The sequence below is a fragment of the Enterobacter cloacae complex sp. 382A5 genome, assembly GCF_050031095.1.
Lineage (GTDB): Bacteria > Pseudomonadota > Gammaproteobacteria > Enterobacterales > Enterobacteriaceae > Enterobacter > Enterobacter cloacae.
The window spans coordinates 1,258,285-1,280,209 of sequence record NZ_JBLGVK010000001.1; the positions used below are offsets into that span (position 1 = coordinate 1,258,285).

The window sequence follows — 21,925 nt, forward strand, 5'->3', positions numbered from 1 at the left end:
GATCCCCTTATTTTTATACGCTTTTTGACAACATTTTTCTGTGGGTATGGATCGACATCACGATACCAAACCCGGCCATCAACACGATCAGTGCCGAGCCTCCGTAACTCACCAGCGGAAGCGGAACGCCTACAACCGGCAGAATACCACTCACCATACCAATATTTACGAAGACATAAACGAATAAAATCAACATTAACCCGCCCGCCATGACGCGGCCAAAGGTGGTTTGCGCGCGCGCGGCAATCCACAACCCGCGCATGATTAACAGTACATACAGCGCGAGTAAGATCAAGATGCCGACCAGCCCAAGCTCTTCCGCCAGGACCGCAAAGATAAAGTCGGTATGGCGCTCTGGTAAGAACTCCAGCTGCGACTGGGTGCCGTGCAGCCATCCTTTACCGCGCAGGCCACCGGAGCCAATCGCGATCTTGGACTGAATAATATGATAGCCCGCACCCAGCGGATCGGTTTCCGGATCGAGCAGCATCATCACGCGCTGGCGCTGATAATCATGCATCAGGAAGAACCAGAGAATAGGGATGAACGCGGCAACCAGCACCACCGCAATACCAATCAGACGCCAGCTCAGGCCCGACAAGAAGAGAACAAACAGGCCAGAGAGTGCGATGAGGATCGAGGTACCAAGGTCAGGCTGCGCCGCCACCAGCAACGTTGGCAGGAAAATCATTACCAGTGCGATGGCCGTGTTTTTCAGTGATGGCGGACAGACGTCGCGGTTGATAAAGCGTGCCACCATCAGTGGAACGGCGATTTTGGCAATTTCCGAGGGCTGGAAACGAACTACACCCAGATCCAGCCAGCGCTGTGCGCCTTTAGAGATGGCCCCGAAGGCATCTACCGCAACCAGCAAAATAATACAGAAGATGTAGAGATAGGGGGCCCAGCCTTCGTAGACGCGTGGCGGGATCTGCGCCATGACGACCATAATGACCAGCCCCATCGCGATCTGGCCAATCTTGCGCTCCATCATGCCGATGTCCTGGCCGCTGGCGCTCCAGATAACCAGAGCGCTGTAGACCAGCAGAGCCAGCAGGATCAGCAGCATGGCTGGGTCGATGTGGATTTTATCCCACAGCGATTTTTTATTTGGATTATCCGTCATGATTATTGGTCCTCCGCCGCAGCGGCCGCCGGGTTTTCAGCCGGCAGTTCGGTGTTGTTATCACCCAGCATGATGTGGTCGAGGATTTGGCGCATGATGGTACCTACGGCTGGCCCTGCGCCACCGTTTTCCAGAATCATTGCCACTGCCACCTGCGGGTTATCATAAGGTGCAAATGCCGTCATAAGCTTATGGTCACGCAGTCGTTCGGCAATGCGGTGCGCGTTATAGGTTTCGTTGGCCTTCAGGCCGAAGACCTGCGCCGTACCGGATTTGGCGGCTACTTTATACGGCGCACCGGCGAAATACTTATGCGCGGTACCGTTCGGGCGGTTTGCCACCCCGTACATCCCGTCTTTGGCGATCTCCCAGAAGCCGGAGTGAATATCCCCCACTGGCGGTTCATGCGGCTGGATCCACGGCACTTTTTTGCCCTCTTCAACGGTACTTTGCAGCAGGTGCGGGACTTTCACCACCCCGTCGTTAATGAGGATCATCATCGCTTTGTTCATCTGCAGCGGGGTCGCGGTCCAGTAGCCCTGGCCGATACCCACCGGAATGGTATCACCCTGATACCACGGCTTCTTAAAGCGCTTTAGCTTCCACTCGCGGGTTGGCATGTTGCCGGAGCGTTCTTCGGCGAGATCGACCCCGGTGTAATGGCCGTAGCCAAATTTGCTCATCCACTCTGACAGGCGGTCAATACCCATGTCGTACGCCACCTGATAGAAGAAGGTATCCGCAGACTCTTCCAGCGATTTCGTCACGTTCAGATGACCGTGGCCCCATTTTTTCCAGTCGCGATAGCGTTTCTCTGAACCCGGTAACTGCCACCAGCCCGGGTCAAACAGGCTGGTGTTGCGGTTGATGACACCCGCGCTCAGCGCCGAGACGGCGACGTAAGGTTTCACCGTGGACGCCGGCGGATAGACCCCCTGCGTGGCGCGGTTGACCAGCGGCGTGTTCGGGTCATTAAGCAGGCCGGAGTAGTCCTTACTGGAAATCCCATCGACAAAGAGGTTAGGGTCGTAGCTTGGCATGGAGACCATCGCCAGTATGCCGCCGGTACGCGGATCGGTCACGACAACTGCCGCACGGCTGCCCGCCAGTAAGGTTTCAATATACTGCTGGAGTTTCAGGTCGAGCGTCAGGTAGACGTCATGTCCTGCCTGCGGCGGCACCTCTTTCAGCTGACGAATAACGCGGCCACGGTTGTTAACTTCCACCTCTTCATAGCCGGTCTGCCCGTGCAGGACATCTTCGTAATAGCGTTCAATTCCCAGCTTACCGATATCGTGCGTCGCGGCGTAGTTTGCCAGCTTGCCGTCTTTATCGAGACGCTCAACGTCTTTATCGTTGATCTTGGAGACGTAGCCGATTACGTGCGTCAGTGCGGAACCGTAAGGGTAGTAGCGACGCTTGTAGCCTTTCACTTCCACACCGGGGAAACGGTACTGGTTGACGGCAAAGCGGGCGACCTGGACTTCCGTCAGGTTGGTTTTAACCGGAATGGAGGTAAAGCGGTGAGAACGGGCGCGCTCTTTCTTGAACGCAGCGATATCGTCATCGTTAAGATCGACAACGCTTCGCAATGCTTCCAGCGTATCCTGAACGTTGTCGACTTTTTCCGGCATCATCTCAATCTGGTAGATGGTGCGGTTTAAGGCCAGCGGAGTGCCGTTACGGTCGTAAATAATGCCGCGGCTGGGGGCGATAGGCACCAGCTTGATGCGGTTTTCGTTTGAGCGCGTCTGGTAATCGGTATAGCGGACAATTTGCAGATTATAAAGGTTGGCGATCAGCACGCCGGTAAGCAGCAAAATCCCCGTAAAGGCGACCAGCGCCCGGCGCACAAACAGCGCGGACTCAGCCGTATAGTCGCGAAAAGAATTCTGTAGTTTCATCCGCTGCTTAATCTACCCTGGTCAGTCATTACTCGCGGTGATAGGGGTGGTTGGTAGTAATGCTCCACGCGCGGTACAGGCTTTCTGCCACCAGTACCCGAACGAGCGGGTGGGGAAGCGTCAGCGCGGAGAGAGACCAACTTTGTTCTGCCGCCGCTTTACAGGCAGGGGACAACCCTTCAGGCCCGCCAATCAACAGACTGACGTCACGACCATCCTGCTTCCAGCGCTCCAGTTCGTGCGCCAGCTGCGGCGTATCCCAGGGCTTGCCTGGAATATCGAGGGTCACGATGCGGTTTTTGCCTGCGGCAGCCAGCATCAGTTCTCCCTCTTTATCAAGAATGCGTTTGATATCCGCGTTCTTGCCGCGCTTTCCGGCGGGGATCTCCACCAGCTCGAACGGCATATCTTTAGGGAAACGACGCAGATATTCAGTAAAACCGGTTTGTACCCAGTCCGGCATTTTGGTGCCGACGGCGACCAGCTGCAACTTCACGCATTAACCCCAGAGTTTTTCCAGCTCATACAGGCGACGGCTCTCTTCCTGCATGACGTGGACAATCACATCGCCAAGATCGACAACCACCCAGTCAGCGGTCGCTTCACCTTCAACACCGAGCGGTAGCAGCCCTGCTGCACGTGATTCCTGCACAACATGATCGGCAATTGAAACCACATGGCGAGTAGACGTACCGGTGCAGATGATCATGCAGTCGGTGATGCTGGATTTACCCTTAACGTCGATAGCGATGATGTCCTGACCTTTCAGGTCATCAATTTTGTCGATAACAAAATCCTGGAGTGCTTTACCCTGCAAGTTTTCCCCCTGGGTGAATGAGATTGTGCAACTATGAATTCGTAGCCAGACAGTATACCTGAACTGACGCCCCTGTCGGGACAAATGTCACCGGCCGGGCTTTTGAAGGCGGGTATCATCCCACCCTCCGCCGGAGATTGCATCGCCATTTTTGTAAAACAATTTCTGTAAAGCAATGAGCGGCGGGAAAGTCTGGCAGCGGAGGATAACAGTATGGCTTACTCTGTCAAGGCAGGATAATCAATAAGGCGCTTTTTGTGCGCCCGGATTATGCGTCTGCGCTTTTCTGATACAACCCGTGCGCGTGGATATAGTCCAGCACTGACGATGGCAGGAGATCGTCACAGGCTAAACCGTGCTGAAGCCGGTCGCGAATGATTGTCGCAGAAATATCAAACCACGGCGTCTCCGCCAGATAGATCTTCCCGGCAGGTTGATTATGCAGATCTTCCACATTGTCGGTCAGATGAGCTTCCAGCCACTGCTGATACTGTTCTTCACGCATGGTCAGCGGATAGCCCGGACGGCGGCAGACGAGGAGATGGCTGTTCTCCAGAATGGTTTCATACTGGTGCCAGGTGGGGAAGTTGAGCAGAGAATCCTGGCCGATGATAAAGGCCAGCGGTTTGTCCGGCCCCTGTTCGGCCCGCCACTCCTGTAGCGTTTGCGAGGTCCAGGACGGGGTGTCGCGACGGAGTTCACGCTCGTCCAGGCTGAAGAGCGGTTTATCCGCAATGGCCAGGGCGAGCATCTCTTTTCGCTGCTCGCTGGTGGCTTCAGGCTGAGGCCGATGTGGCGGAACGTTATTGGGCATGATAATCACGCGCTGAAGACCAATCAGATTCGCCAGAATTTCAACCGGTTTCAGATGACCGTAATGGACCGGGTCAAAGGTGCCACCGTACAGGGCCTGTAGAGAGTGCATGCTATCCATCGATAAATACATCTGCCAGCGCCTTGTGGCAGAGCAGCAGAGAAAGGCTTTCCAGTTCCGCCCAGACGGACTGGCCGTAATCTTGTTTTAACGTGAGCTCTGCGCGCATCAAAAGCTGTACCGCCTGGCGCAGCTGTTCATGGCTCAGACGATTAATGGCCTCGGTGGTCATCGCCCGACGGTTTTGCCAGATACGGTGTTTGTCGAACAACGAACGCAATGGCGTATGAGCAGACTGACGCTTGAGCGTGATGAGCATCAGCAGTTCACGCTGCAGCGTACGCAGCAATATAACCGGTTCGCTACCCTCAAGGCGTAGCTGCTGCAAAATATGCAGGGCACGCTTGCTCTTTGCCATCAGCAGCGCATCAACCCAGTGGAACGGCGTGAAGTGTGCGGCGTCGTTAACCGCCTGCTCCACGCGCGGCAGAGTCAGCTTGCCATCGGGCCAGAGGAGGGCGAGCCGGTCCAGCGCCTGAGCCAACGCCAGCAGGTTGCCTTCATAGCAGTAGCACAGCAGCTGATTCGCTGCGTCGTCCAGTTGCAGGTTATTCTGCTTCGCTCTTGCCGCCACCCATTTCGGCAGATGGGCCTGCTCAGGCGTCTGGCAGGTGACCAGCACGGCATGAGTGGCGAGTTGGGTAAACCACGCGGCGTTTTCCTGCGCTTTGGTGAGCTTGTTGCCACGTACGATTAACAGCAGATCGCTGTGCAACAGGCTGACCAGCGTCGCCAGTTGTTCATTGATGGCCGCGTTCGGACCATTCTCTGGCAGCAGGATCTGGATGGTCTGGCGTGATGCAAAGAGACTCATCGCCTGGCAAAGGGAGAAGAGGGCATTCCAGTCGGTATTGTTATCCAACTGGACGGTGTGGTGTTCATCAAAGCCCTGAGCGGCGGCGGCATGTCGCACGGCATCCAGGCTTTCCTGAAGCAAGAGCGGGTCGTTACCCAGTAGCAGATACGCCGCGCGCAGCCCTTCATTGAGCTGCGCGCGGAGTTGTTCAGGATACAGCCTGATCATCAGTTACCCATGGAGGTAGAAACAGGAGGCGTGTTGGCATCCGGTTTGTCGATGATGTCAGAACCCTGTCTTGTCGTTGCGGCAATGCCTGGCAGCTTACGGATCAGCTGTTCTGCGGCCTTGTCGTACATCTCGTTAATGATAATCTGCTGCTCAGCATCTTTTGCCAGCGCCGTTTGCGGGTTATCAAAGAACGAGCGGTACACTTTGGTATTGATAGGGAAAATGTCTTTACCCGGGATCAATACTGCCGCGTTCACCGTCAGCACCATCTGATATTCCGCAGTACGTCCATCCTGGAAGATCGACGCGGTATCTTTAGCCAGCGATGAGCTTAAGATACGTAATGACGGTACATCCTGGCGCAGGGTTCCTTTTTCGATCAGTTGAACATCGTTCAAACGCAGCTGGTTACGCACTGCCCGGCTGAGTGGACCATTCGGATCCCCTGAGTCGAAAATCATCGTTTTCATCTCAGCGGGCACCGCCGTGGTATTGCGCAGATGCCAGCCACACCCCGCGGTGACCAGCACCGCCAGAGATAAGAGTATTGTTGCCAGTTGTCGCACGTTTCCTCCCGCGCTTAGCCAACGACCAGATTCAGCAGTTTACCCGGTACGTAGATCACTTTACGTACGGTAACGCCCTCAAGATATTTCGCCACCAGATGTTCCTGGCCAGCACGCTCACGAACCTGTTCTTCGGTTGCATCAACGGCGACGGTAATTTTACCGCGTACTTTACCGTTGACCTGTACCACCACCAGCGTGGTGTTTTCCACCATGGCGGATTCATCAGCAACCGGCCACGGCGCGTTGTCGATATCGCCTTCGCCTTTCAGCTCCTGCCACAGGGTGAAGCTGACATGCGGGGTGAACGGGTTCAACATGCGCACGACGGCCAACAGCGCTTCACGCATTAAGGCACGATCCTGCTCGCCTTCCTGCGGTGCTTTCGCCAGCTTGTTCATCAGTTCCATAATAGCCGCAATTGCGGTATTGAAGGTCTGACGACGACCAATATCATCGGTCACTTTTGCAATCGTTTTATGAACATCACGACGCAGCGCCTGCTGATCTTCAGTCAGGGCAGCAACGTTCAGTGCCGGTGCGTCGCCCTGAGCGGTGTGTTCGTAAACCAGTTTCCAGACGCGCTTCAGGAAGCGGTTCGCCCCTTCAACGCCGGACTCCTGCCACTCCAGGGTCATGTCTGCCGGTGAGGCAAACATCATGAACAGACGCACGGTATCCGCGCCGTAGCGCTCAACCATCACCTGCGGGTCGATGCCGTTGTTTTTGGACTTGGACATCTTGCTCATGCCGGTATACACCAGTTCATGACCTTCGGCGTCTTTCGCCTTCACGATACGGCCTTTCTCGTCGCGCTCAACAATCGCATCAACCGGAGAGACCCAGTTACGTTCGCCGTTCGCACCCACATAGTAGAACGCATCTGCCAGTACCATGCCCTGACACAGCAGCTGTTTCGCTGGCTCGTCAGAGTTCACCATGCCTGCGTCACGCATCAGCTTGTGGAAGAAGCGGAAGTAGAGCAGGTGCATGATGGCATGTTCAATACCACCGATGTAGATGTCTACCGGCAGCCAGTAGTTTGCCGCGTCGGAATCCAGCATCCCTTCCTGATACTGCGGGCAGGTGTAGCGGGCGTAGTACCAGGAAGACTCCATAAAGGTGTCAAAGGTGTCGGTTTCACGCAGCGCAGGCTGACCGTTAACGGTGGTTTTTGCCCACTCAGGATCGGCTTTGATCGGGCTGGTGATGCCATCCATGACCACGTCTTCCGGCAGGATAACCGGGAGCTGATCTTCCGGGGTTGGCATTACGGTGCCGTCTTCCAGCGTGACCATCGGGATTGGCGCACCCCAGTAACGCTGACGGGAAACGCCCCAGTCGCGCAGGCGGTAGTTCACTTTACGCTCGCCCACACCCAGCGATGCCAGTTTGTCGGCGATGGCGTTGAAACCCTCTTCGAAGCTCAGGCCGCTGAACTCACCAGAGTTAAACAGTGTGCCTTTTTCCGTCAGTGCTTGCTCAGACAGGTCAGGTTCAGAGCCGTCAGCCGCCAGAATAACGGCTTTGATCGGCAGGTTGTATTTGGTGGCAAATTCATAGTCGCGCTGGTCGTGACCCGGAACAGCCATCACGGCACCGGTACCGTATTCCATCAGCACGAAGTTTGCTGCCCAGACCGGAATCGCTTCGCCAGTCAGTGGGTGCTTCGCATAGAAGCCCGTGGCAACGCCTTTCTTCTCCATGGTCGCCATGTCGGCTTCTGCCACTTTCGTGTTGCGGCATTCGTCGATAAAGGTAGCCAGCTCTGGGTTATTTTCGGCAGCTTTCTGCGCCAGCGGGTGACCTGCGGCCACGGCCAGATAGGTCGCGCCCATGAAGGTATCAGGACGGGTGGTGTAGACGGTCAGAGTCTGATCGTAGTTCTCAACGTTGAAGGTGATCTCCACGCCTTCAGAACGGCCGATCCAGTTGCGCTGCATGGTCTTAACGGTATCCGGCCAGTGGTCCAGCGTGTCCAGATCGTTCAGCAGTTCGTCAGCGTAAGCGGTGATTTTGATAAACCACTGTGGGATCTCTTTACGCTCAACTTTGGTGTCGCAGCGCCAGCAGCAGCCGTCGATAACCTGTTCGTTCGCGAGAACGGTCTGGTCGTTCGGGCACCAGTTAACGGCAGACGTCTTCTTATAGACCAGGCCTTTTTTGTACAGCTCGGTGAAGAACTTCTGTTCCCAGCGATAGTATTCCGGGGTACAGGTCGCCAGCTCGCGGCTCCAGTCATAGCCAAAGCCCAGCATTTTGAGCTGGTTTTTCATGTACGCGATGTTGTCGTACGTCCACGGCGCTGGCGCCGTATTGTTTTTGACCGCCGCGCCTTCAGCAGGCAGACCGAATGCATCCCAGCCGATTGGCTGCAGCACGTTTTTGCCCAGCATACGCTGGTAGCGTGCAATCACATCACCGATGGTGTAGTTACGCACGTGGCCCATGTGTAGTCGACCAGAAGGATAGGGAAGCATCGACAGGCAGTAATACTTCTCTTTGCTCTCGTCTTCGGTTACTTCAAAGGTACGCTTCTCGTCCCAGTGTTGCTGGACTTTTGATTCTATCTCTTCCGGGCGGTATTGCTCTTGCATGGCAGCCAGTGGTCCTGTTTTCAATACAGCTACAAATGTAGCCAATGGATGTGGTATTTCAGATCCGCATAGCATAGCCCAAACGCCCGCGTCAAAACAGCCTTTCGCACAAATGCGCTTTGCAGGAATTTACCGGGTCTGTGGTTCACCTGACAAAGCGGCGATGAAATAAGGTCTATTATTAGAAATAGTTACTTACCCGGGAGGCAAAATGATGAACAAGGTTGCTCAATTTTACCGCGAACTGGTGGCGACACTGACGGAACGGCTGCGTAACGGCGAGCGTGATATCGACGCGCTGGTGGAACAGGCGCGTGCGCGCGTGACGCAAACGGGTGAGTTAACGCGAACCGAAGTGGAAGAGGTGACGCGCGCCGTGCGTCGTGACCTCGAAGAGTTCGCGCGCAGTTACCAGGAGAGCCAGGACGAGGTGACCGACAGCGTATTTATGCGGGTGATCAAGGAGAGCCTCTGGCAGGAACTGGCGGATATTACCGATAAAACACAGCTGGAGTGGCGTGAAGTCTTTCAGGATCTGAATCATCACGGCGTGTACCACAGCGGTGAAGTGGTGGGGCTGGGAAATCTGGTCTGTGAGAAATGCCATCACCATATTGCCGTTTATACACCGGAGGTGCTGTCACTTTGTCCGAAGTGCGGGCACGATCAGTTCCAGCGTCGGCCGTTTGAGCCCTAGGTAAAAGCAAAACTGTTTGCGCCCTCTCCCACAGGGTTGAGGGATCCCCAGTAATTTTTTACCGAAAGCGACGAAAGTTGTTTCAGGAAAATTAATGACTTACAGCGACGCCCTGGTCCGGCTGTAAATCGCTGAGGCGTTTCCTGCAGGCCGGGGCGAGGCGCATGGATGCGCCGAGAGGGCGGATTTACAGGGATAATGAGATGGACGCTCCAGATTTTGCGGTATCAAGGTACCAGACTGGATCGTTGCAATACGTCCTGAAAAATGAGGAGCGTCCACATGAAAGTATCAACTCTTGGTATCGACCTGGCAAAGAACGTTTTCCAGCTTCATGGTGTCGATCACGAAGGTCATACAGTTTTGCGTAAAAGGCTAACCCGGGCCAAATTCGTTCAGTTTGTCATTCAACTGGAACCTTGCCTGATTGGCATGGAGGCCTGCTCGTCCAGCCATCATTTTGCACGATTATTCAGTCGTCACGGCCATGAGGTAAAACTGATTCCTCCGCAATATGTGAAGCCATATGTCAAAACGAACAAGACGGATGCAGCAGATGCTGAAGCAATCTGCGAAGCGGTAACCCGCCCGAATATGCGTTTTGTACAGATAAAAACCGAAGAGCAGCAGGCCGTTTTAGCGTTACACACTGAACGGGGAATACTTATCCGCGAGCGGATCGCCTGTTCCAATAGTTTAAGAGCCACACTTGCTGAGTTTGGTATTACGATTGCAGCCGGACAAAGCCATTTAACCCGTGAGCTACCAGCCATTCTGGAAGACAGCGAAAATGGTTTATCTCCCTTTGTCAGAGCCAGCATCTACAGACAGGCTAACCATATCCGGGAACTTGAGGAGCAGATTAAACAGGTAGAAGAAGCTCTGGCCTCCTGGTATAAAACGCAGACGGCCTGCCAGAGACTGGCCAAAATCCCTGGGGTAGGCATGCTAACGGCCACTTATGTGGTAGCAGCAGTGGGTAATGCCCAACAATTCAGCACCGCAAAGCAATTCGCTTCATGGCTGGGGCTGACACCAAAAGAACATTCCAGTGGCGGCAAACAGCAACTGGGCGGGATAAGCAAACGCGGAGATGGATATTTCCGATACCTTCTGGTTCACGGCGCACGAGCACTGACAGCCTGGGTCAACCGGAAAGGCTCAGTTGAGGAGAATGCCTGGCTTCAGGGGCTGCTTGAGCGGAAGCACTACAATGTTGCAGTTGTCGCGATGGCGGCAAAAACGTCGAGAATAATGTGGTCAATGCTGACACACGACACGGAATATAAGCCTCGTCAGGCCGCCTGACACAAGGCCAGTCAACCTGACGAGGTGCTGAAAAAGAGTTACGTCCTGGTAGGTGCAGTTGACTTCAGAAGATGGCAAAACAGGTAAGACCGCAGGCAGGATACACCGAGAGGCAACAAGGGCAAGTCAGCCCGAAGAGGATGATTGGTACCTGTCTGGCGGATTTCATCATGGTTCGGGATAAATAAATCCTATCAGAAACCGGATATATGGCTGCATCTACCCGTTTAATTGCTGAACTGAAGAAAACGTTGCATTCCGGGAGCGTCCATATATGTTACCTCCGCCCGTCCCCGATAAGCCGGAAGGAATAAGCCGAGGGCACCGCGAAGCGGCGATTTACCGCCGGGAGCCCGGGTCGCCAGGGTGGTGGCGACTGAGCCACCCTGGCACGTTCACGGGCTATGTCGTTACAGAGTAGCAAGGAACATAAAGTGAACGGAATGACCTCTACAGCCATATGTTCCCCCTCACCCCAACCCTCTCCCTCAAGGGAGAGGGGGTCCTCCGTGCAGGCATTATTTTGTGGGGAACCCTCAGCCCACAGGGAGAGGGCTGGGTGAGGGCATCAGGCCGCAGAATAGTAAGCCAGCTTCTCCGCCAGCAAATCCACAAACGCCTGCCGATCGATATCCACCATTAGCGTGGTATTCGGTTTATTGCCCGTCAGCGAATAGTAATCCACTACCGTCATCCCCTGGGTGTATTTCCCCTGGGTCTCCACACCAACCCAGCGCTCTACCGTGGTAAACATCTCAGGCTTCAGCAGCCAGGCAATGGTGCACGGGTCATGCAGCGGCGCGCCGTGGAATCCCCATTTCTCGGCTTTGTGATATTCCATAAAGAAGTCGAGCAGCTCGGCCACGGTCGTGGCAATCGGGTTGCCAATCGCACGAAAACGCTCGATGTCATTCGCCATAATCTGCGCCCGGTGGGTAACATCCAGTCCGGCCATCACAATCGGCAAGCCCGACTGGAAGACGATCTCCGCCGCTTCCGGGTCAACAAAGATGTTGAACTCCGCCGCAGGCGTCCAGTTACCCAGCCCCATGGCTCCGCCCATAATCACGATACGGGCAATATTGCTGTGCAGTTCAGGATGGCTGTTCAGCAGCAGCGCAACGTTGGTTTGCGGGCCCGTTGCTACCAGCGTGACGGGTTCGGCACTCTCGCGTAGTACCTTTGCCATCAGCTCCACGGCGGTACAGGATTGCGGGGCGAAACCCGGTTCCGGCAGCGCCGGGCCGTCCAGGCCGCTTTCTCCGTGTACGTTGTCGGCAATGATCAGTTCACGCATCAGCGGTTTGACCGCGCCACCGGCCACGGGAATATCGGGGCGCTTTAACAAGGTCAGCATACGCAGGACGTTGCACAGGGTTTTATCCGGCGTCTGGTTGCCGGCAGATGAGGTGACAGCTTTGACTTCAAGTTCAGGGGAGGCAAGTGCAAGGACGAGGGCAATCGCGTCATCATGACCCGGATCGCAATCGAAAATAATAGGCTGTGCCATAGCGTTCTCCATACGTAGCGTTATTTTGTGACAAGGTTAACGCTGCAATGTGATGCCGACGAGAAGCAGAGAGTGAAAGCGTGAGACAGTGCGCAATCCGCAGATTGCGCACTGAGAAGATTAATGCAGGATTTTAGCCAGGAAGTCTTTAGCGCGTTCGGATTTCGGGTTGGCGAAGAACTCTTCTTTCGGCGAGTCTTCAACGATCTTGCCTTCATCCATAAAGATCACGCGGTTTGCCACTTTGCGGGCGAAGCCCATTTCGTGGGTCACCACCATCATGGTCATCCCTTCGTGGGCCAGTTCAACCATGACGTCCAGCACTTCGTTGATCATTTCGGGATCGAGTGCGGAGGTCGGTTCGTCGAACAGCATTGCCACCGGATCCATACACAGCGCGCGAGCAATCGCCACACGCTGCTGTTGGCCGCCGGAAAGCTGTGCCGGGAACTTATCGGCGTGCGCAGAAAGCCCCACGCGATCCAGAAGCTTCAGCCCTTTCTCACGCGCCGCTTTTTTGTCACGCTTAAGCACTTTCACCTGCGCCAGCGTCAGGTTCTCGATGATGGAGAGGTGAGGGAACAGTTCAAAATGCTGGAACACCATCCCCACGTGGGAGCGAAGCTGGGCAAGGTTGGTTTTCTTGTCGTTCACTTTGGTGCCGTTAACAACAATTTCACCCTGCTGCACAGGCTCCAGACCATTAACCGTTTTGATCAGCGTCGATTTACCGGAACCGGACGGCCCGCACACTACCACCACATCACCTTTTTTGACTTCGGTGGAGCAGTCGGTCAGCACCTGAAAGTGCCCATACCATTTAGAAACATTTTTCAGGGAAATCATTATACCGTCCTTTTCTTCAGCCAACTGACCAACAGCGACGCGCTTAAACTAATCACAAAATAGACCGCACCTGCGAAGAGCACCATCTCAACCTGCGTACCATCGCGCTCACCGATGGTGGACGCAGTACGGAAGAAGTCTGCCAGGCTCAGGACATATACCAGAGAGGTATCCTGGAACAGCACGATGCCCTGGGTCAGCAGGAGGGGAACCATGGCGCGAAACGCCTGCGGCAAAATAATGAGTTGCATGGACTGCCAGTGGGTCATCCCCAGCGCCAGCGCCGCGCTGGACTGCCCGCGGGAGATACTCTGTATGCCCGCACGGATAATCTCGGAATAGTAAGCGGCCTCAAACATGGAGAACGCAACCATCGCGGAAATCAGGCGGATATCGGTCTTCGGTGACAGTCCCAGAACGTTTTGCAGGAATCCGGGAACAATCAGGTAAAACCACAGCAGCACCATTACCAGCGGAATAGAACGGAAAACGTTAACGTAGGCAGTGGCAAACCAGGCGAGCGGTTTAAAGCTCGACAGGCGCATTACCGCCAGCAGGGTGCCCCAGACGATACCGACGATGATGGCGATCGCCGTGATTTTTAAGGTGATCACCAGGCCATCCAGCAGGTACGGCATGGAAGGAACAATGGAACTCCAGTCAAATTCGTACATTATTTGCCCCCCAGATTGCCCGGCAGGCGAATTTTGCGTTCAACCAGGTTCATCACCAGCATGATGAAAGCGTTAATCAGAACATACGCGAGCGTAATTGCCGTGAAGGATTCCCACGCGTGGGCGGAATAATCCAGCAGTTTACCCGCCTGTGCCGCCATATCGACCAGACCGATCGTGGAGGCGATGGCCGAGTTTTTGACCAGGTTCATCATCTCTGAGGTCATCGGTGGAACAATGACGCGGTAGGCGTTAGGCAGCAGGACGTAGCGGTAGGTTTGCGGCAGCGTTAACCCCATCGCCAGACCCGCGTTCTTTTGTCCACGCGGCAGCGACTGAATAGCGGCGCGTACCTGCTCGCACACGCGTGCGGCGGTAAACAGCCCCAGACACATCATCGAGGAGACAAAGAACTGTACGTTAGGATCCAGTTCCGACTTGAACCACATGCCAATATTTTCCGGCAGCAGTTCAGGAACGACCAGATACCAGGTAAAGAACTGCACGATCAGCGGAACGTTACGGAACAGTTCCACATACAGCGTGCCGATAGAAGAGAGAAAACGGTTAGGGACGGTGCGCAGAATACCGAACAGTGAACCGACAAGGAACGCAATAATCCACGCCGTTATCGATAACGCAACGGTAACCTGAAAGCCGCTCCACAGCCAGCCAAGATAGGTTGTGTTGCCGAACGGGGCTTGTTGCAGAAATATGCCCCAGTTCCAGTCTATTGACATAATAAACTCCAGAAAAAAAAGGGTAGCAGCGCTACCCTCGAAGATTGGTGAGAAGCTCATTTTTCGCGCTGAGTGGGGAACGACCACTCAACGTATAGTCTGTCCATGCTTCCCGACAATCGAGAGGGCAGGAGATCCCGCCCCTGTAGTTCTAATTAGTTAAGAGCCTTGTCATTTGGTGATTTGAACAGTGCTTTCATGTCGTCAGACAGTTCAAAGTTCATGTTGAGATTTTTGGGTGGAATTGGGTTCTTGAACCATTTGTCGAACCATTTTTCCGCTTCGCCGGAGGTTTGCACCTGGGCGATGGTGTCATCGATCAGCTTCTTGAATTGCGGATCGTCTTTACGCAGCATACAGCCGTAGGCTTCTTTCGACTGGGCGGTACCAACGATATCCCAGTTGTCCGGTTTCTTCGCTTTTGCACGTTCGCCAGCCAGCAGAGCATCATCCATCATAAACGCGACGGCACGGCCACTTTCCAGCGTACGGAAGGAGTCACCATGGTCTTTCGCGCTGATGATGCGCATATCCATTTTCTTCTCGTCGTTCAGCTTGTGCAGCAGCACTTCTGAGGTTGTCCCGGAGGTCACAACAACGGCTTTGCCTTTAAGGTCAGCAAAATCTTTGATGTCACCGCCTTTTTTGGTCAGTAGACGGGTCCCCACCACAAAGATGGTGTCGGAGAAGGCGGCCTGTTTCTGACGCTCCAGGTTGTTGGTGGTTGAGCCACACTCAAAATCGAAGGTGCCGTTTTGCAGCAGTGGGATACGGTTCTGCGAGGTGATTGGAATCAGTTTTACCTGCAGGTCGGGTTTGTTCAGCTTTTTCTTCACGGCCTCAACGATGGCGTTAGAGTAGTCCTGTGAATAGCCCACGACTTTTTGCGTGTTGTCGTAGTAAGAGAACGGGACAGAAGATTCACGGTGGCCGACCACGATCACGCCGTTTTTGGCAATCTTGTCGAGAGTGCTGCCGGCTGCCGGCGCGTCTTCAGCGTGTACGACGCCTGCGGACATCCCCATTACCAGCATTGCTGTGGCCAGTTTACGTAATTGCATACCCAACTCCTTTCTTATCAGCGTCAGCGACGCATTGATACCCATTGTGATGTTGTTATATTTCGCGCTATGCGAGTGCAGTGTTATGCAAGCTTGTTAACATTTAGTCTGGCTTAATGTAAAGATTTTGCTGCGTTATTGTTTATTTTTGCGAAGCGCGCCGCACCATTCCGAGGCAGAAATTTCTCGTTGCACCGTTTCGGTGCTGCCGGCGATCTATGCTGGTGCGACAAGGTTGCACACGAAGCCAAACTGCGTTTACCTGAATAAACAAAGCAATAGGCGTGCCAGAATTGAAATTTGGGAGGGAACTGTCGGGTGGCGGCTACGCCTTACCCGACCGACGAAGCAAATGTAGGCCGGGTAAGCGTCAGCGCCACCCGGCAACAGAAGGTAAGATTAGCGACGACGCTGACGAAGGCTCATCAGCACAGCCCCAAAGCCAAACAGGGCGGTCAGGATCCACAGCGGCCAGTTGCCGGTGCGGGCATATGGCGTCAGGCCGCTTGTCGGCGTGACTTTAGCCGTCAACACGTCGCGCGTAAACTGCGGGATCATGGCCTGAATTTCTCCTCGCGGTCCAATCACGGCGGTGATGCCATTGTTGGTGCTGCGCAACAGCGGACGCGCCAGCTCCAGTGAACGCATCCGCGCCATCTGGAAGTGCTGCCACGGACCAATCGACTTACCGAACCAGGCATCATTAGAGATAGTCAGCAGGAAGTCCGTATCCGGACGGAAGTTATCGCGCACCTGTTCACCGAGGATGATCTCGTAGCAAATGGCCGCCGTCAGGGCAAAGCCGTGTGCATGCAGCTGCGGCTGCACATACGGACCCCGACTGAAGGAGGACATTGGCAGGTCAAAGAACGGTGCCAGCGGACGCAGTATCGATTCCAGCGGAACAAACTCGCCAAACGGAACAAGGTGATTCTTGTTATACCGGTCAGTCGAGGTGTAGCTGTACTCGCTGTCTTTGCCGAGCGTAATGATGGTGTTGTAGGTATCGTAGCGGTTCTGCTGATTCAGACGCGCATCCACAATCCCGGTGATCAGCGTACTGCCGCGCGCGCGCAGCAGATCGTTCATCATGTTGAGAAACGGCTGCTGGTTAATTTCCAGATCCGGAATGGCAGATTCAGGCCAGATGATCAGCTGTGATTTACCCATCACCTCTTCAGTGGCGTTGGCGTAAATTTTCAGCGTGTTCAGCAGCTCTTTTTCATCCCACTTCATCGCCTGCGGAATATTTCCCTGCACCATCGATACCTGTGTGGCGCGCTCTGGCATCAAGGTATACCACTGGATATAACGCAGCGGGAAGGGCAGAGCGAAAAGAACCAGCGCCACCACCAGCGGTTTCCAGTTACGCGTGACCAGCGCCAGCATCAGCAGGCCGCTCACCACCATCAGCAGGAAGTTAATGGCTTCAACACCCATTACCGGCGCCAGACCTTTCAGCGGGCCGTCAATCTGGCTGTAGCCAAACTGCAGCCACGGGAAGCCGGTCAGCACCCAGCCGCGCAGAAACTCGGTAATCTGCCAGACCACGGGAGCCGCAATGGCAACGCGCAGCCAACTGGTTTTAGGCCACAGGCGGGAAAGAATGCCCGCAAACAGACCGGTGTAGAGCGAGAGATAGGCGGCCAGCAGAACCACAAGGAAGACGTTAACCGGCCCCGGCATCCCCCCAAACTGGGCGATGCTGACGTAGACCCAGTTGATGCCGGAACCAAACAGCCCCAGCCCCCAGAAGTAGCCAATGGCTGCAGCCTGAACGGGACGACGATTCAGGGTTAACCCCTGTAACCCCATCAGGGAGAGAATGGCTGCAGGCCAGATATCGTAAGGAGAAAAAGCCAGCGTACCGCTGGCTCCGAGTAACAGCGCCAGCAGCAAACGGACGCGCTGGCGTTCAAGCAGTGGGGCAAATGCCATTTACATTAATCTTCCAGTTTTGGCACCGGTGAGTCGTCCGGCGTTCTGACATGAACCTGTATAATACGTCGGCTGTCGGCCATCGCCACTTTGAACTGGTAACCATCGATGTCAACGGTTTCGCCGCGGGCAGGAAGATGACCAAAGGCCTGCATCACCAGCCCGCCAATGGTATCCACCTCTTCATCGCTGAAGTGGGTGCCGAAGGCGTCGTTGAAATCCTCAATGGAGGCCAGCGCGCGGACGGTCCACGTGTGGCGGCTAAGCTGACGGAAGTCGATATCTTCTTCTTCGTCATACTCGTCTTCGATCTCGCCCACGATCAGCTCAAGAATATCCTCGATCGTGACAAGGCCTGACACGCCGCCAAATTCATCAATCACAATCGCCATGTGGTAACGCTGGGAGCGAAACTCTTTCAGCATCCGATCCACACGTTTACTTTCCGGCACAACCACGGCCTGGCGTAACACTTTTTCCATGCTGAAGGCTTCGGCATCGCTGCGCATAAACGGCAGCAGATCTTTGGCCATCAAAATCCCTTCGATGTGATCTTTGTCTTCGCTGATGACCGGGAAACGGGAGTGAGCGGATTCGATAATCACATCGAGGCATTCATCGAGGCTCTGGTTACGTTTCAGGGTAATCATTTGCGAGCGGGGGATCATGATATCGCGAACGCGCTGGTCGGCGATGTCCATTACCCCTTCGAGCATTTCGCGCGTATCTTCGTCGATAAGATCGTTTTGCCCGGAATCACGAATCAGCTCCAGCAGTTCATCACGGTTTTTGGGCTCACCATGGAAAAGCTGGCTCAGAATGAGGGAGAAAAATCCCTTTTTACTGTTTGTCGTGTCGCTACTGTGTGAATTGTCGTCGCTCATGGCGTTTGTTAAGGGTTCTCTCGTCAGTTCAATGTTTACCGCCGCGCTATTTCCTTACGCGGCGGCATGTTAGTCAGTCGGTTGTCTGACTATTCTTTCTCGGCAATGTACGGATCCTCATAGCCCAGAGCAAGCATTATCTCTGTCTCAAGGGACTCCATCTCTTCCGCTTCGTCATCTTCAATATGATCGTAGCCCAGCAGGTGCAGGCTTCCATGGACGACCATGTGCGCCCAGTGGGCCTCGAGCGGCTTTTGCTGCTCTTTGGCTTCCTGTTCCACCACCTGACGGCAGATGATCAGATCGCCGAGCAGCGGCATTTCAATACCCGGTGGGGCTTCGAACGGGAAAGAGAGCACGTTGGTTGGCTTATCTTTCCCGCGGTAGGTCAGGTTAAGCTCATGGCTTTCTGCTTCATCCACCAGGCGAATCGTGACTTCTGACTCTTCCTGAAACTGGGGGATAACAGCATCCAGCCATTTCTGAAACTGCGCCTCTTCTGGCATGCCGGAATTATCTTCACAGGCCAGCTGTAAATCGAGGATCACCTGACTCATTTCTGTTCTTGCTCCTGCGCTTCGCGCTTACGTTCTGCGGCCAGTTCGGCCTTACGCTTCTGATCGGCCTCTTCCCAGGCTTCATAGGCGTTAACGATACGCGCGACCACCGGGTGGCGTACCACGTCTTCACTGTGGAAGAAGTTAAAGCTGATTTCGTCCACCTCAGCCAGCACTTCGATGGCGTGGCGCAGGCCCGATTTGGTGCTGCGCGGCAGGTCAATCTGGGTGACGTCACCGGTGATAACCGCTTTCGAATTGAAGCCGATACGCGTCAGGAACATCTTCATCTGTTCGATGGTGGTGTTCTGGCTCTCATCCAGAATAATGAACGCATCGTTAAGGGTACGGCCACGCATGTAGGCCAGCGGGGCGACTTCAATCACGTTACGCTCAATAAGCTTCTCAACTTTCTCAAAGCCCAACATTTCGAACAGCGCGTCGTACAGTGGGCGCAGATAAGGATCCACCTTCTGACTCAGGTCCCCCGGCAGGAAGCCGAGTTTTTCACCTGCTTCAACCGCCGGGCGGGTCAGCAGAATACGGCGGATCTCCTGGCGCTCCAGCGCATCAACCGCAGCGGCGACGGCCAGATAGGTTTTACCTGTACCCGCCGGACCTACGCCGAAGGTGATGTCATGGTCGAGAATGTTGGCAATGTACTGCGCCTGGTTCGGTGTACGCGGCTTAATGACGCCACGTTTGGTCTTGATATTGATGGCTTTGCCATAGTCCGGCACGCTTTCTGCGCTCTGCTCAAGCACGCGCGCCTCTTTAATGGCGAGGTGAATTTGTTCCGGTTCGATATCCTGAATTTCGCCACGCATCGGGGCGGTATCAACATACAGGTTACGCAGGATGTCCGCAGCCGCATTGACGCAGATAGGGCGTCCGGTGAGTTTGAAATGATTATCGCGACGATTGATTTCGATACCCAGACGTCGCTCCAGTTGTTTGATGTTGTCATCAAACGGCCCGCACAGGCTCAGCAGGCGAGCGTTGTCTGCTGGCGTTAGGCTAATTTCAAGCGTGTCTATGTTCAAACTGTTCCTCTTTGATTGGTTAACTGGCCCGGCGCCCTCAGGCGTAATAAAACGGTCATTACCGAAATTATTCACGCCATGGAAAAAAGGCGCAAGCGTTGCGGAAGATATTGGGGACGTTGAGAGGAAATACAAGGCCTGCCGGGAGGGCAGGCCTGAAGGATTATGGCTGGTAAACCCGAACGCCAGAATCGTTTTCTTTACGCGTGCGGGAAATGACGGATTCAGGAGATTGCGCAATGCGCAGCCCCATCTCATCTTCGGTGCGCACCAGTTTTCCGCGCAGCGAGTTGGTCAATACTTCCACAATCTCGACGTCCACAAATTTACCGATCATGTCCGGGGTGCCTTCGAAATTCACCACGCGGTTGTTTTCGGTACGGCCTGAGAGTTCCATGATGCTCTTACGGGAGGTGCCTTCCACCAGAATACGCTGGACGGTGCCGAGCATGCGGCGGCTCCAGGCGTTGGCCTGCTGGTTGATACGCTCCTGCAGAATGTACAGACGCTGTTTTTTCTCTTCTTCCGGGACATCGTCAACCATATCGGCCGCCGGTGTGCCAGGGCGCGCAGAGAAGATGAAGCTGTAGCTGACGTCAAAATTCACTTCGCCGATGAGCTTCATGGTGCGCTCGAAGTCGTCAGCGGTTTCACCAGGGAAGCCAACGATAAAGTCGGAACTTATCTGGATATCCGGACGCGCTTCACGCAGCTTACGAATGGTGGATTTGTACTCCAGCACCGTATGCGGACGCCCCATCAGGTTCAGCACGCGGTCAGAGCCGCACTGAATCGGCAAATGCAGGAAGCTCACCAGCTCCGGCGTATCGCGGTAAACGTCGATAATATCGTCGGTGAATTCCATTGGATGGCTGGTGGTAAAGCGAATACGGTCGATACCGTCAATCGCGGCCACCAGGCGCAGCAGTTCAGCAAAGCTGCCGGTGGTGCCGTCGTAGTTCTCACCACGCCAGGCGTTAACGTTCTGCCCCAGCAGGTTCACCTCGCGTACGCCCTGTGCGGCAAGCTGCGCGATTTCAAACAGAATATCGTCTGCCGGGCGGCTCACTTCCTCACCACGGGTATAAGGCACCACGCAATAAGTGCAGTATTTGTTGCAGCCTTCCATGATTGAGACGAACGCGGTCGGGCCATCCGCACGCGGCTCGGGCAGACGGTCAAATTTTTCGATCTCCGGGAAGCTGACATCAACGACCGGACTACGATCGCCGCGCACCTTGTTGATCATTTCCGGCAGGCGGTGCAGGGTCTGGGGGCCAAAGACAATATCCACATAGGGGGCTCTCTGACGAATCAGCTTACCTTCCTGCGACGCGACGCATCCACCCACACCGATGATCAGGTCCGGATTTTTTCGTTTGAGAAGTTTCCAGCGACCTAAAACGTGAAAGACTTTTTCCTGCGCTTTTTCACGAATTGAGCAGGTATTCAGCAGCAGCACATCGGCTTCTTTCGCATTTTCAGTCAGCTGGTATCCGTGGGTGGTATCCAGCAGATCGGCCATCTTGGATGAATCGTATTCGTTCATCTGACAGCCCCAGGTTTTTATATGGAGTTTTTTAGTCATCGACTTGCTCAGCTCAGGATTGCAAGCCGTGTATTGTAATGCTTTGGTGGGGTTGTGACCAGTGTGAAGGTTATGCGTCTCAGGACCGCAAAAATCCGGTAAACTTAA

At 54.7% G+C, this 21,925-nt stretch carries 20 protein-coding genes; 2 read left to right on the forward strand and 18 right to left on the reverse strand.

The features are described 5' to 3' along the window. Positions 1–13: 13 nt before the first annotated feature. The 8 genes from mrdB to leuS all read right to left on the reverse strand — a co-directional run bounded on the left by mrdB (position 14) and on the right by leuS (position 8,971). Positions 14–1,126, reverse strand: coding sequence for a peptidoglycan glycosyltransferase MrdB (gene mrdB, locus ACQG2G_RS05935; protein WP_061772562.1), 1,113 nt, complete (start codon positions 1,124–1,126; stop codon positions 14–16). A gap of 2 nt (positions 1,127–1,128) precedes the next feature. Continuing rightward, positions 1,129–3,030: a peptidoglycan DD-transpeptidase MrdA gene (gene mrdA / locus ACQG2G_RS05940; RefSeq protein WP_013097589.1), complete on the reverse strand. Its 1,902-nt coding sequence runs from the start codon at positions 3,028–3,030 to the stop codon at positions 1,129–1,131. Between the two features lie 28 nt (positions 3,031–3,058). Then, complete coding sequence (rlmH, locus tag ACQG2G_RS05945) at positions 3,059–3,526, reverse strand: 23S rRNA (pseudouridine(1915)-N(3))-methyltransferase RlmH (RefSeq protein ID WP_003858701.1); 468 nt, start codon at positions 3,524–3,526, stop codon at positions 3,059–3,061. 3 nt (positions 3,527–3,529) lie between these two features. Further along, positions 3,530–3,847, reverse strand: a complete 318-nt coding sequence (gene rsfS / locus ACQG2G_RS05950; protein ID WP_003858696.1) for a ribosome silencing factor — start codon at positions 3,845–3,847, stop codon at positions 3,530–3,532. 268 nt (positions 3,848–4,115) lie between these two features. Beyond that, on the reverse strand, positions 4,116–4,781 hold the full coding sequence (gene nadD / locus ACQG2G_RS05955) for a nicotinate-nucleotide adenylyltransferase (protein ID WP_020685664.1): 666 nt from the start codon (positions 4,779–4,781) through the stop codon (positions 4,116–4,118). Continuing rightward, the gene (gene holA, locus ACQG2G_RS05960; RefSeq protein WP_047024238.1) at positions 4,774–5,805 is read right to left on the reverse strand and encodes a DNA polymerase III subunit delta; all 1,032 of its coding nucleotides are present in this window, start codon (positions 5,803–5,805) and stop codon (positions 4,774–4,776) included. Before holA ends, nadD begins: the two co-directional genes overlap by 8 nt. Continuing rightward, a complete protein-coding gene (lptE, locus tag ACQG2G_RS05965; protein WP_028028133.1) occupies positions 5,805–6,374 on the reverse strand; it encodes an LPS assembly lipoprotein LptE in 570 nt (189 codons plus the stop codon). The genes holA and lptE overlap by 1 nt, the downstream gene beginning before the upstream one ends. Before the next feature lie 14 nt (positions 6,375–6,388). Then, a complete protein-coding gene (gene leuS, locus ACQG2G_RS05970; protein ID WP_020685667.1) occupies positions 6,389–8,971 on the reverse strand; it encodes a leucine--tRNA ligase in 2,583 nt (860 codons plus the stop codon). A 214-nt stretch (positions 8,972–9,185) separates the two neighbouring features. On the opposite strand from leuS, the gene ACQG2G_RS05975 reads away from it, so the two are divergent. Together ACQG2G_RS05975 and ACQG2G_RS05980 are read left to right on the forward strand one after the other, a co-directional pair. Beyond that, positions 9,186–9,668, forward strand: a complete 483-nt coding sequence (locus ACQG2G_RS05975) for a zinc ribbon-containing protein (RefSeq protein ID WP_014831082.1) — start codon at positions 9,186–9,188, stop codon at positions 9,666–9,668. A 282-nt stretch (positions 9,669–9,950) separates the two neighbouring features. Then, complete coding sequence (locus ACQG2G_RS05980; RefSeq protein WP_048971459.1) at positions 9,951–10,976, forward strand: IS110 family transposase; 1,026 nt, start codon at positions 9,951–9,953, stop codon at positions 10,974–10,976. 568 nt (positions 10,977–11,544) lie between these two features. Here ACQG2G_RS05980 and rihA read toward each other — a convergent pair. The 10 genes from rihA to miaB all read right to left on the reverse strand — a co-directional run bounded on the left by rihA (position 11,545) and on the right by miaB (position 21,817). Further along, positions 11,545–12,486 (reverse strand): pyrimidine-specific ribonucleoside hydrolase RihA, encoded by a 942-nt coding sequence (gene rihA / locus ACQG2G_RS05985; RefSeq protein ID WP_061772939.1) that lies wholly within the window; start codon positions 12,484–12,486, stop codon positions 11,545–11,547. A gap of 120 nt (positions 12,487–12,606) precedes the next feature. Continuing rightward, positions 12,607–13,332 (reverse strand): amino acid ABC transporter ATP-binding protein, encoded by a 726-nt coding sequence (locus ACQG2G_RS05990; RefSeq protein ID WP_014831084.1) that lies wholly within the window; start codon positions 13,330–13,332, stop codon positions 12,607–12,609. Beyond that, positions 13,332–14,006 carry a glutamate/aspartate ABC transporter permease GltK gene (gltK, locus tag ACQG2G_RS05995; protein ID WP_013097580.1) on the reverse strand — a complete coding sequence of 225 codons (675 nt, stop codon included), beginning with the start codon at positions 14,004–14,006 and terminating at the stop codon, positions 13,332–13,334. Before gltK ends, ACQG2G_RS05990 begins: the two co-directional genes overlap by 1 nt. After that, the gene (locus tag ACQG2G_RS06000; RefSeq protein ID WP_013097579.1) at positions 14,006–14,746 is read right to left on the reverse strand and encodes an amino acid ABC transporter permease; all 741 of its coding nucleotides are present in this window, start codon (positions 14,744–14,746) and stop codon (positions 14,006–14,008) included. Before ACQG2G_RS06000 ends, gltK begins: the two co-directional genes overlap by 1 nt. Before the next feature lie 155 nt (positions 14,747–14,901). Continuing rightward, positions 14,902–15,807, reverse strand: coding sequence for an amino acid ABC transporter substrate-binding protein (locus ACQG2G_RS06005; protein WP_014883004.1), 906 nt, complete (start codon positions 15,805–15,807; stop codon positions 14,902–14,904). Between the two features lie 399 nt (positions 15,808–16,206). Further along, a complete protein-coding gene (lnt, locus tag ACQG2G_RS06010; protein ID WP_348595934.1) occupies positions 16,207–17,745 on the reverse strand; it encodes an apolipoprotein N-acyltransferase in 1,539 nt (512 codons plus the stop codon). Between the two features lie 5 nt (positions 17,746–17,750). Then, positions 17,751–18,629 carry a CNNM family magnesium/cobalt transport protein CorC gene (gene corC, locus ACQG2G_RS06015; protein ID WP_013097576.1) on the reverse strand — a complete coding sequence of 293 codons (879 nt, stop codon included), beginning with the start codon at positions 18,627–18,629 and terminating at the stop codon, positions 17,751–17,753. An 89-nt stretch (positions 18,630–18,718) separates the two neighbouring features. Continuing rightward, on the reverse strand, positions 18,719–19,186 hold the full coding sequence (ybeY, locus tag ACQG2G_RS06020) for an rRNA maturation RNase YbeY (RefSeq protein WP_003858677.1): 468 nt from the start codon (positions 19,184–19,186) through the stop codon (positions 18,719–18,721). After that, positions 19,183–20,229 (reverse strand): PhoH family protein, encoded by a 1,047-nt coding sequence (locus ACQG2G_RS06025; RefSeq protein WP_020684942.1) that lies wholly within the window; start codon positions 20,227–20,229, stop codon positions 19,183–19,185. The genes ybeY and ACQG2G_RS06025 overlap by 4 nt, the downstream gene beginning before the upstream one ends. A 163-nt stretch (positions 20,230–20,392) precedes the next feature. Next, positions 20,393–21,817 (reverse strand): tRNA (N6-isopentenyl adenosine(37)-C2)-methylthiotransferase MiaB, encoded by a 1,425-nt coding sequence (miaB, locus tag ACQG2G_RS06030; protein WP_013097574.1) that lies wholly within the window; start codon positions 21,815–21,817, stop codon positions 20,393–20,395. Between the last annotated feature and the right edge of the window lie 108 nt (positions 21,818–21,925).

Excerpts from the sequence above, each read along its gene's own strand:
- mrdB (WP_061772562.1), bottom strand. The coding sequence starts at position 1,126 with ATGACGGATAATCCAAATAAAAAATCGCTGTGGGATAAAATCCACATC.
- mrdA (WP_013097589.1), bottom strand. The coding sequence starts at position 3,030 with ATGAAACTACAGAATTCTTTTCGCGACTATACGGCTGAGTCCGCGCTG.
- nadD (WP_020685664.1), bottom strand. The coding sequence starts at position 4,781 with ATGGATAGCATGCACTCTCTACAGGCCCTGTACGGTGGCACCTTTGAC.
- holA (WP_047024238.1), bottom strand. The coding sequence starts at position 5,805 with ATGATCAGGCTGTATCCTGAACAACTCCGCGCGCAGCTCAATGAAGGG.
- leuS (WP_020685667.1), bottom strand. The coding sequence starts at position 8,971 with ATGCAAGAGCAATACCGCCCGGAAGAGATAGAATCAAAAGTCCAGCAA.
- ACQG2G_RS05975 (WP_014831082.1), top strand. The coding sequence starts at position 9,186 with ATGAACAAGGTTGCTCAATTTTACCGCGAACTGGTGGCGACACTGACG.
- ACQG2G_RS05980 (WP_048971459.1), top strand. The coding sequence starts at position 9,951 with ATGAAAGTATCAACTCTTGGTATCGACCTGGCAAAGAACGTTTTCCAG.
- rihA (WP_061772939.1), bottom strand. The coding sequence starts at position 12,486 with ATGGCACAGCCTATTATTTTCGATTGCGATCCGGGTCATGATGACGCG.
- ACQG2G_RS05990 (WP_014831084.1), bottom strand. The coding sequence starts at position 13,332 with ATGATTTCCCTGAAAAATGTTTCTAAATGGTATGGGCACTTTCAGGTG.
- gltK (WP_013097580.1), bottom strand. The coding sequence starts at position 14,006 with ATGTACGAATTTGACTGGAGTTCCATTGTTCCTTCCATGCCGTACCTG.
- ACQG2G_RS06000 (WP_013097579.1), bottom strand. The coding sequence starts at position 14,746 with ATGTCAATAGACTGGAACTGGGGCATATTTCTGCAACAAGCCCCGTTC.
- ACQG2G_RS06005 (WP_014883004.1), bottom strand. The coding sequence starts at position 15,807 with ATGCAATTACGTAAACTGGCCACAGCAATGCTGGTAATGGGGATGTCC.
- lnt (WP_348595934.1), bottom strand. The coding sequence starts at position 17,745 with ATGGCATTTGCCCCACTGCTTGAACGCCAGCGCGTCCGTTTGCTGCTG.
- corC (WP_013097576.1), bottom strand. The coding sequence starts at position 18,629 with ATGAGCGACGACAATTCACACAGTAGCGACACGACAAACAGTAAAAAG.
- ybeY (WP_003858677.1), bottom strand. The coding sequence starts at position 19,186 with ATGAGTCAGGTGATCCTCGATTTACAGCTGGCCTGTGAAGATAATTCC.
- miaB (WP_013097574.1), bottom strand. The coding sequence starts at position 21,817 with ATGACTAAAAAACTCCATATAAAAACCTGGGGCTGTCAGATGAACGAA.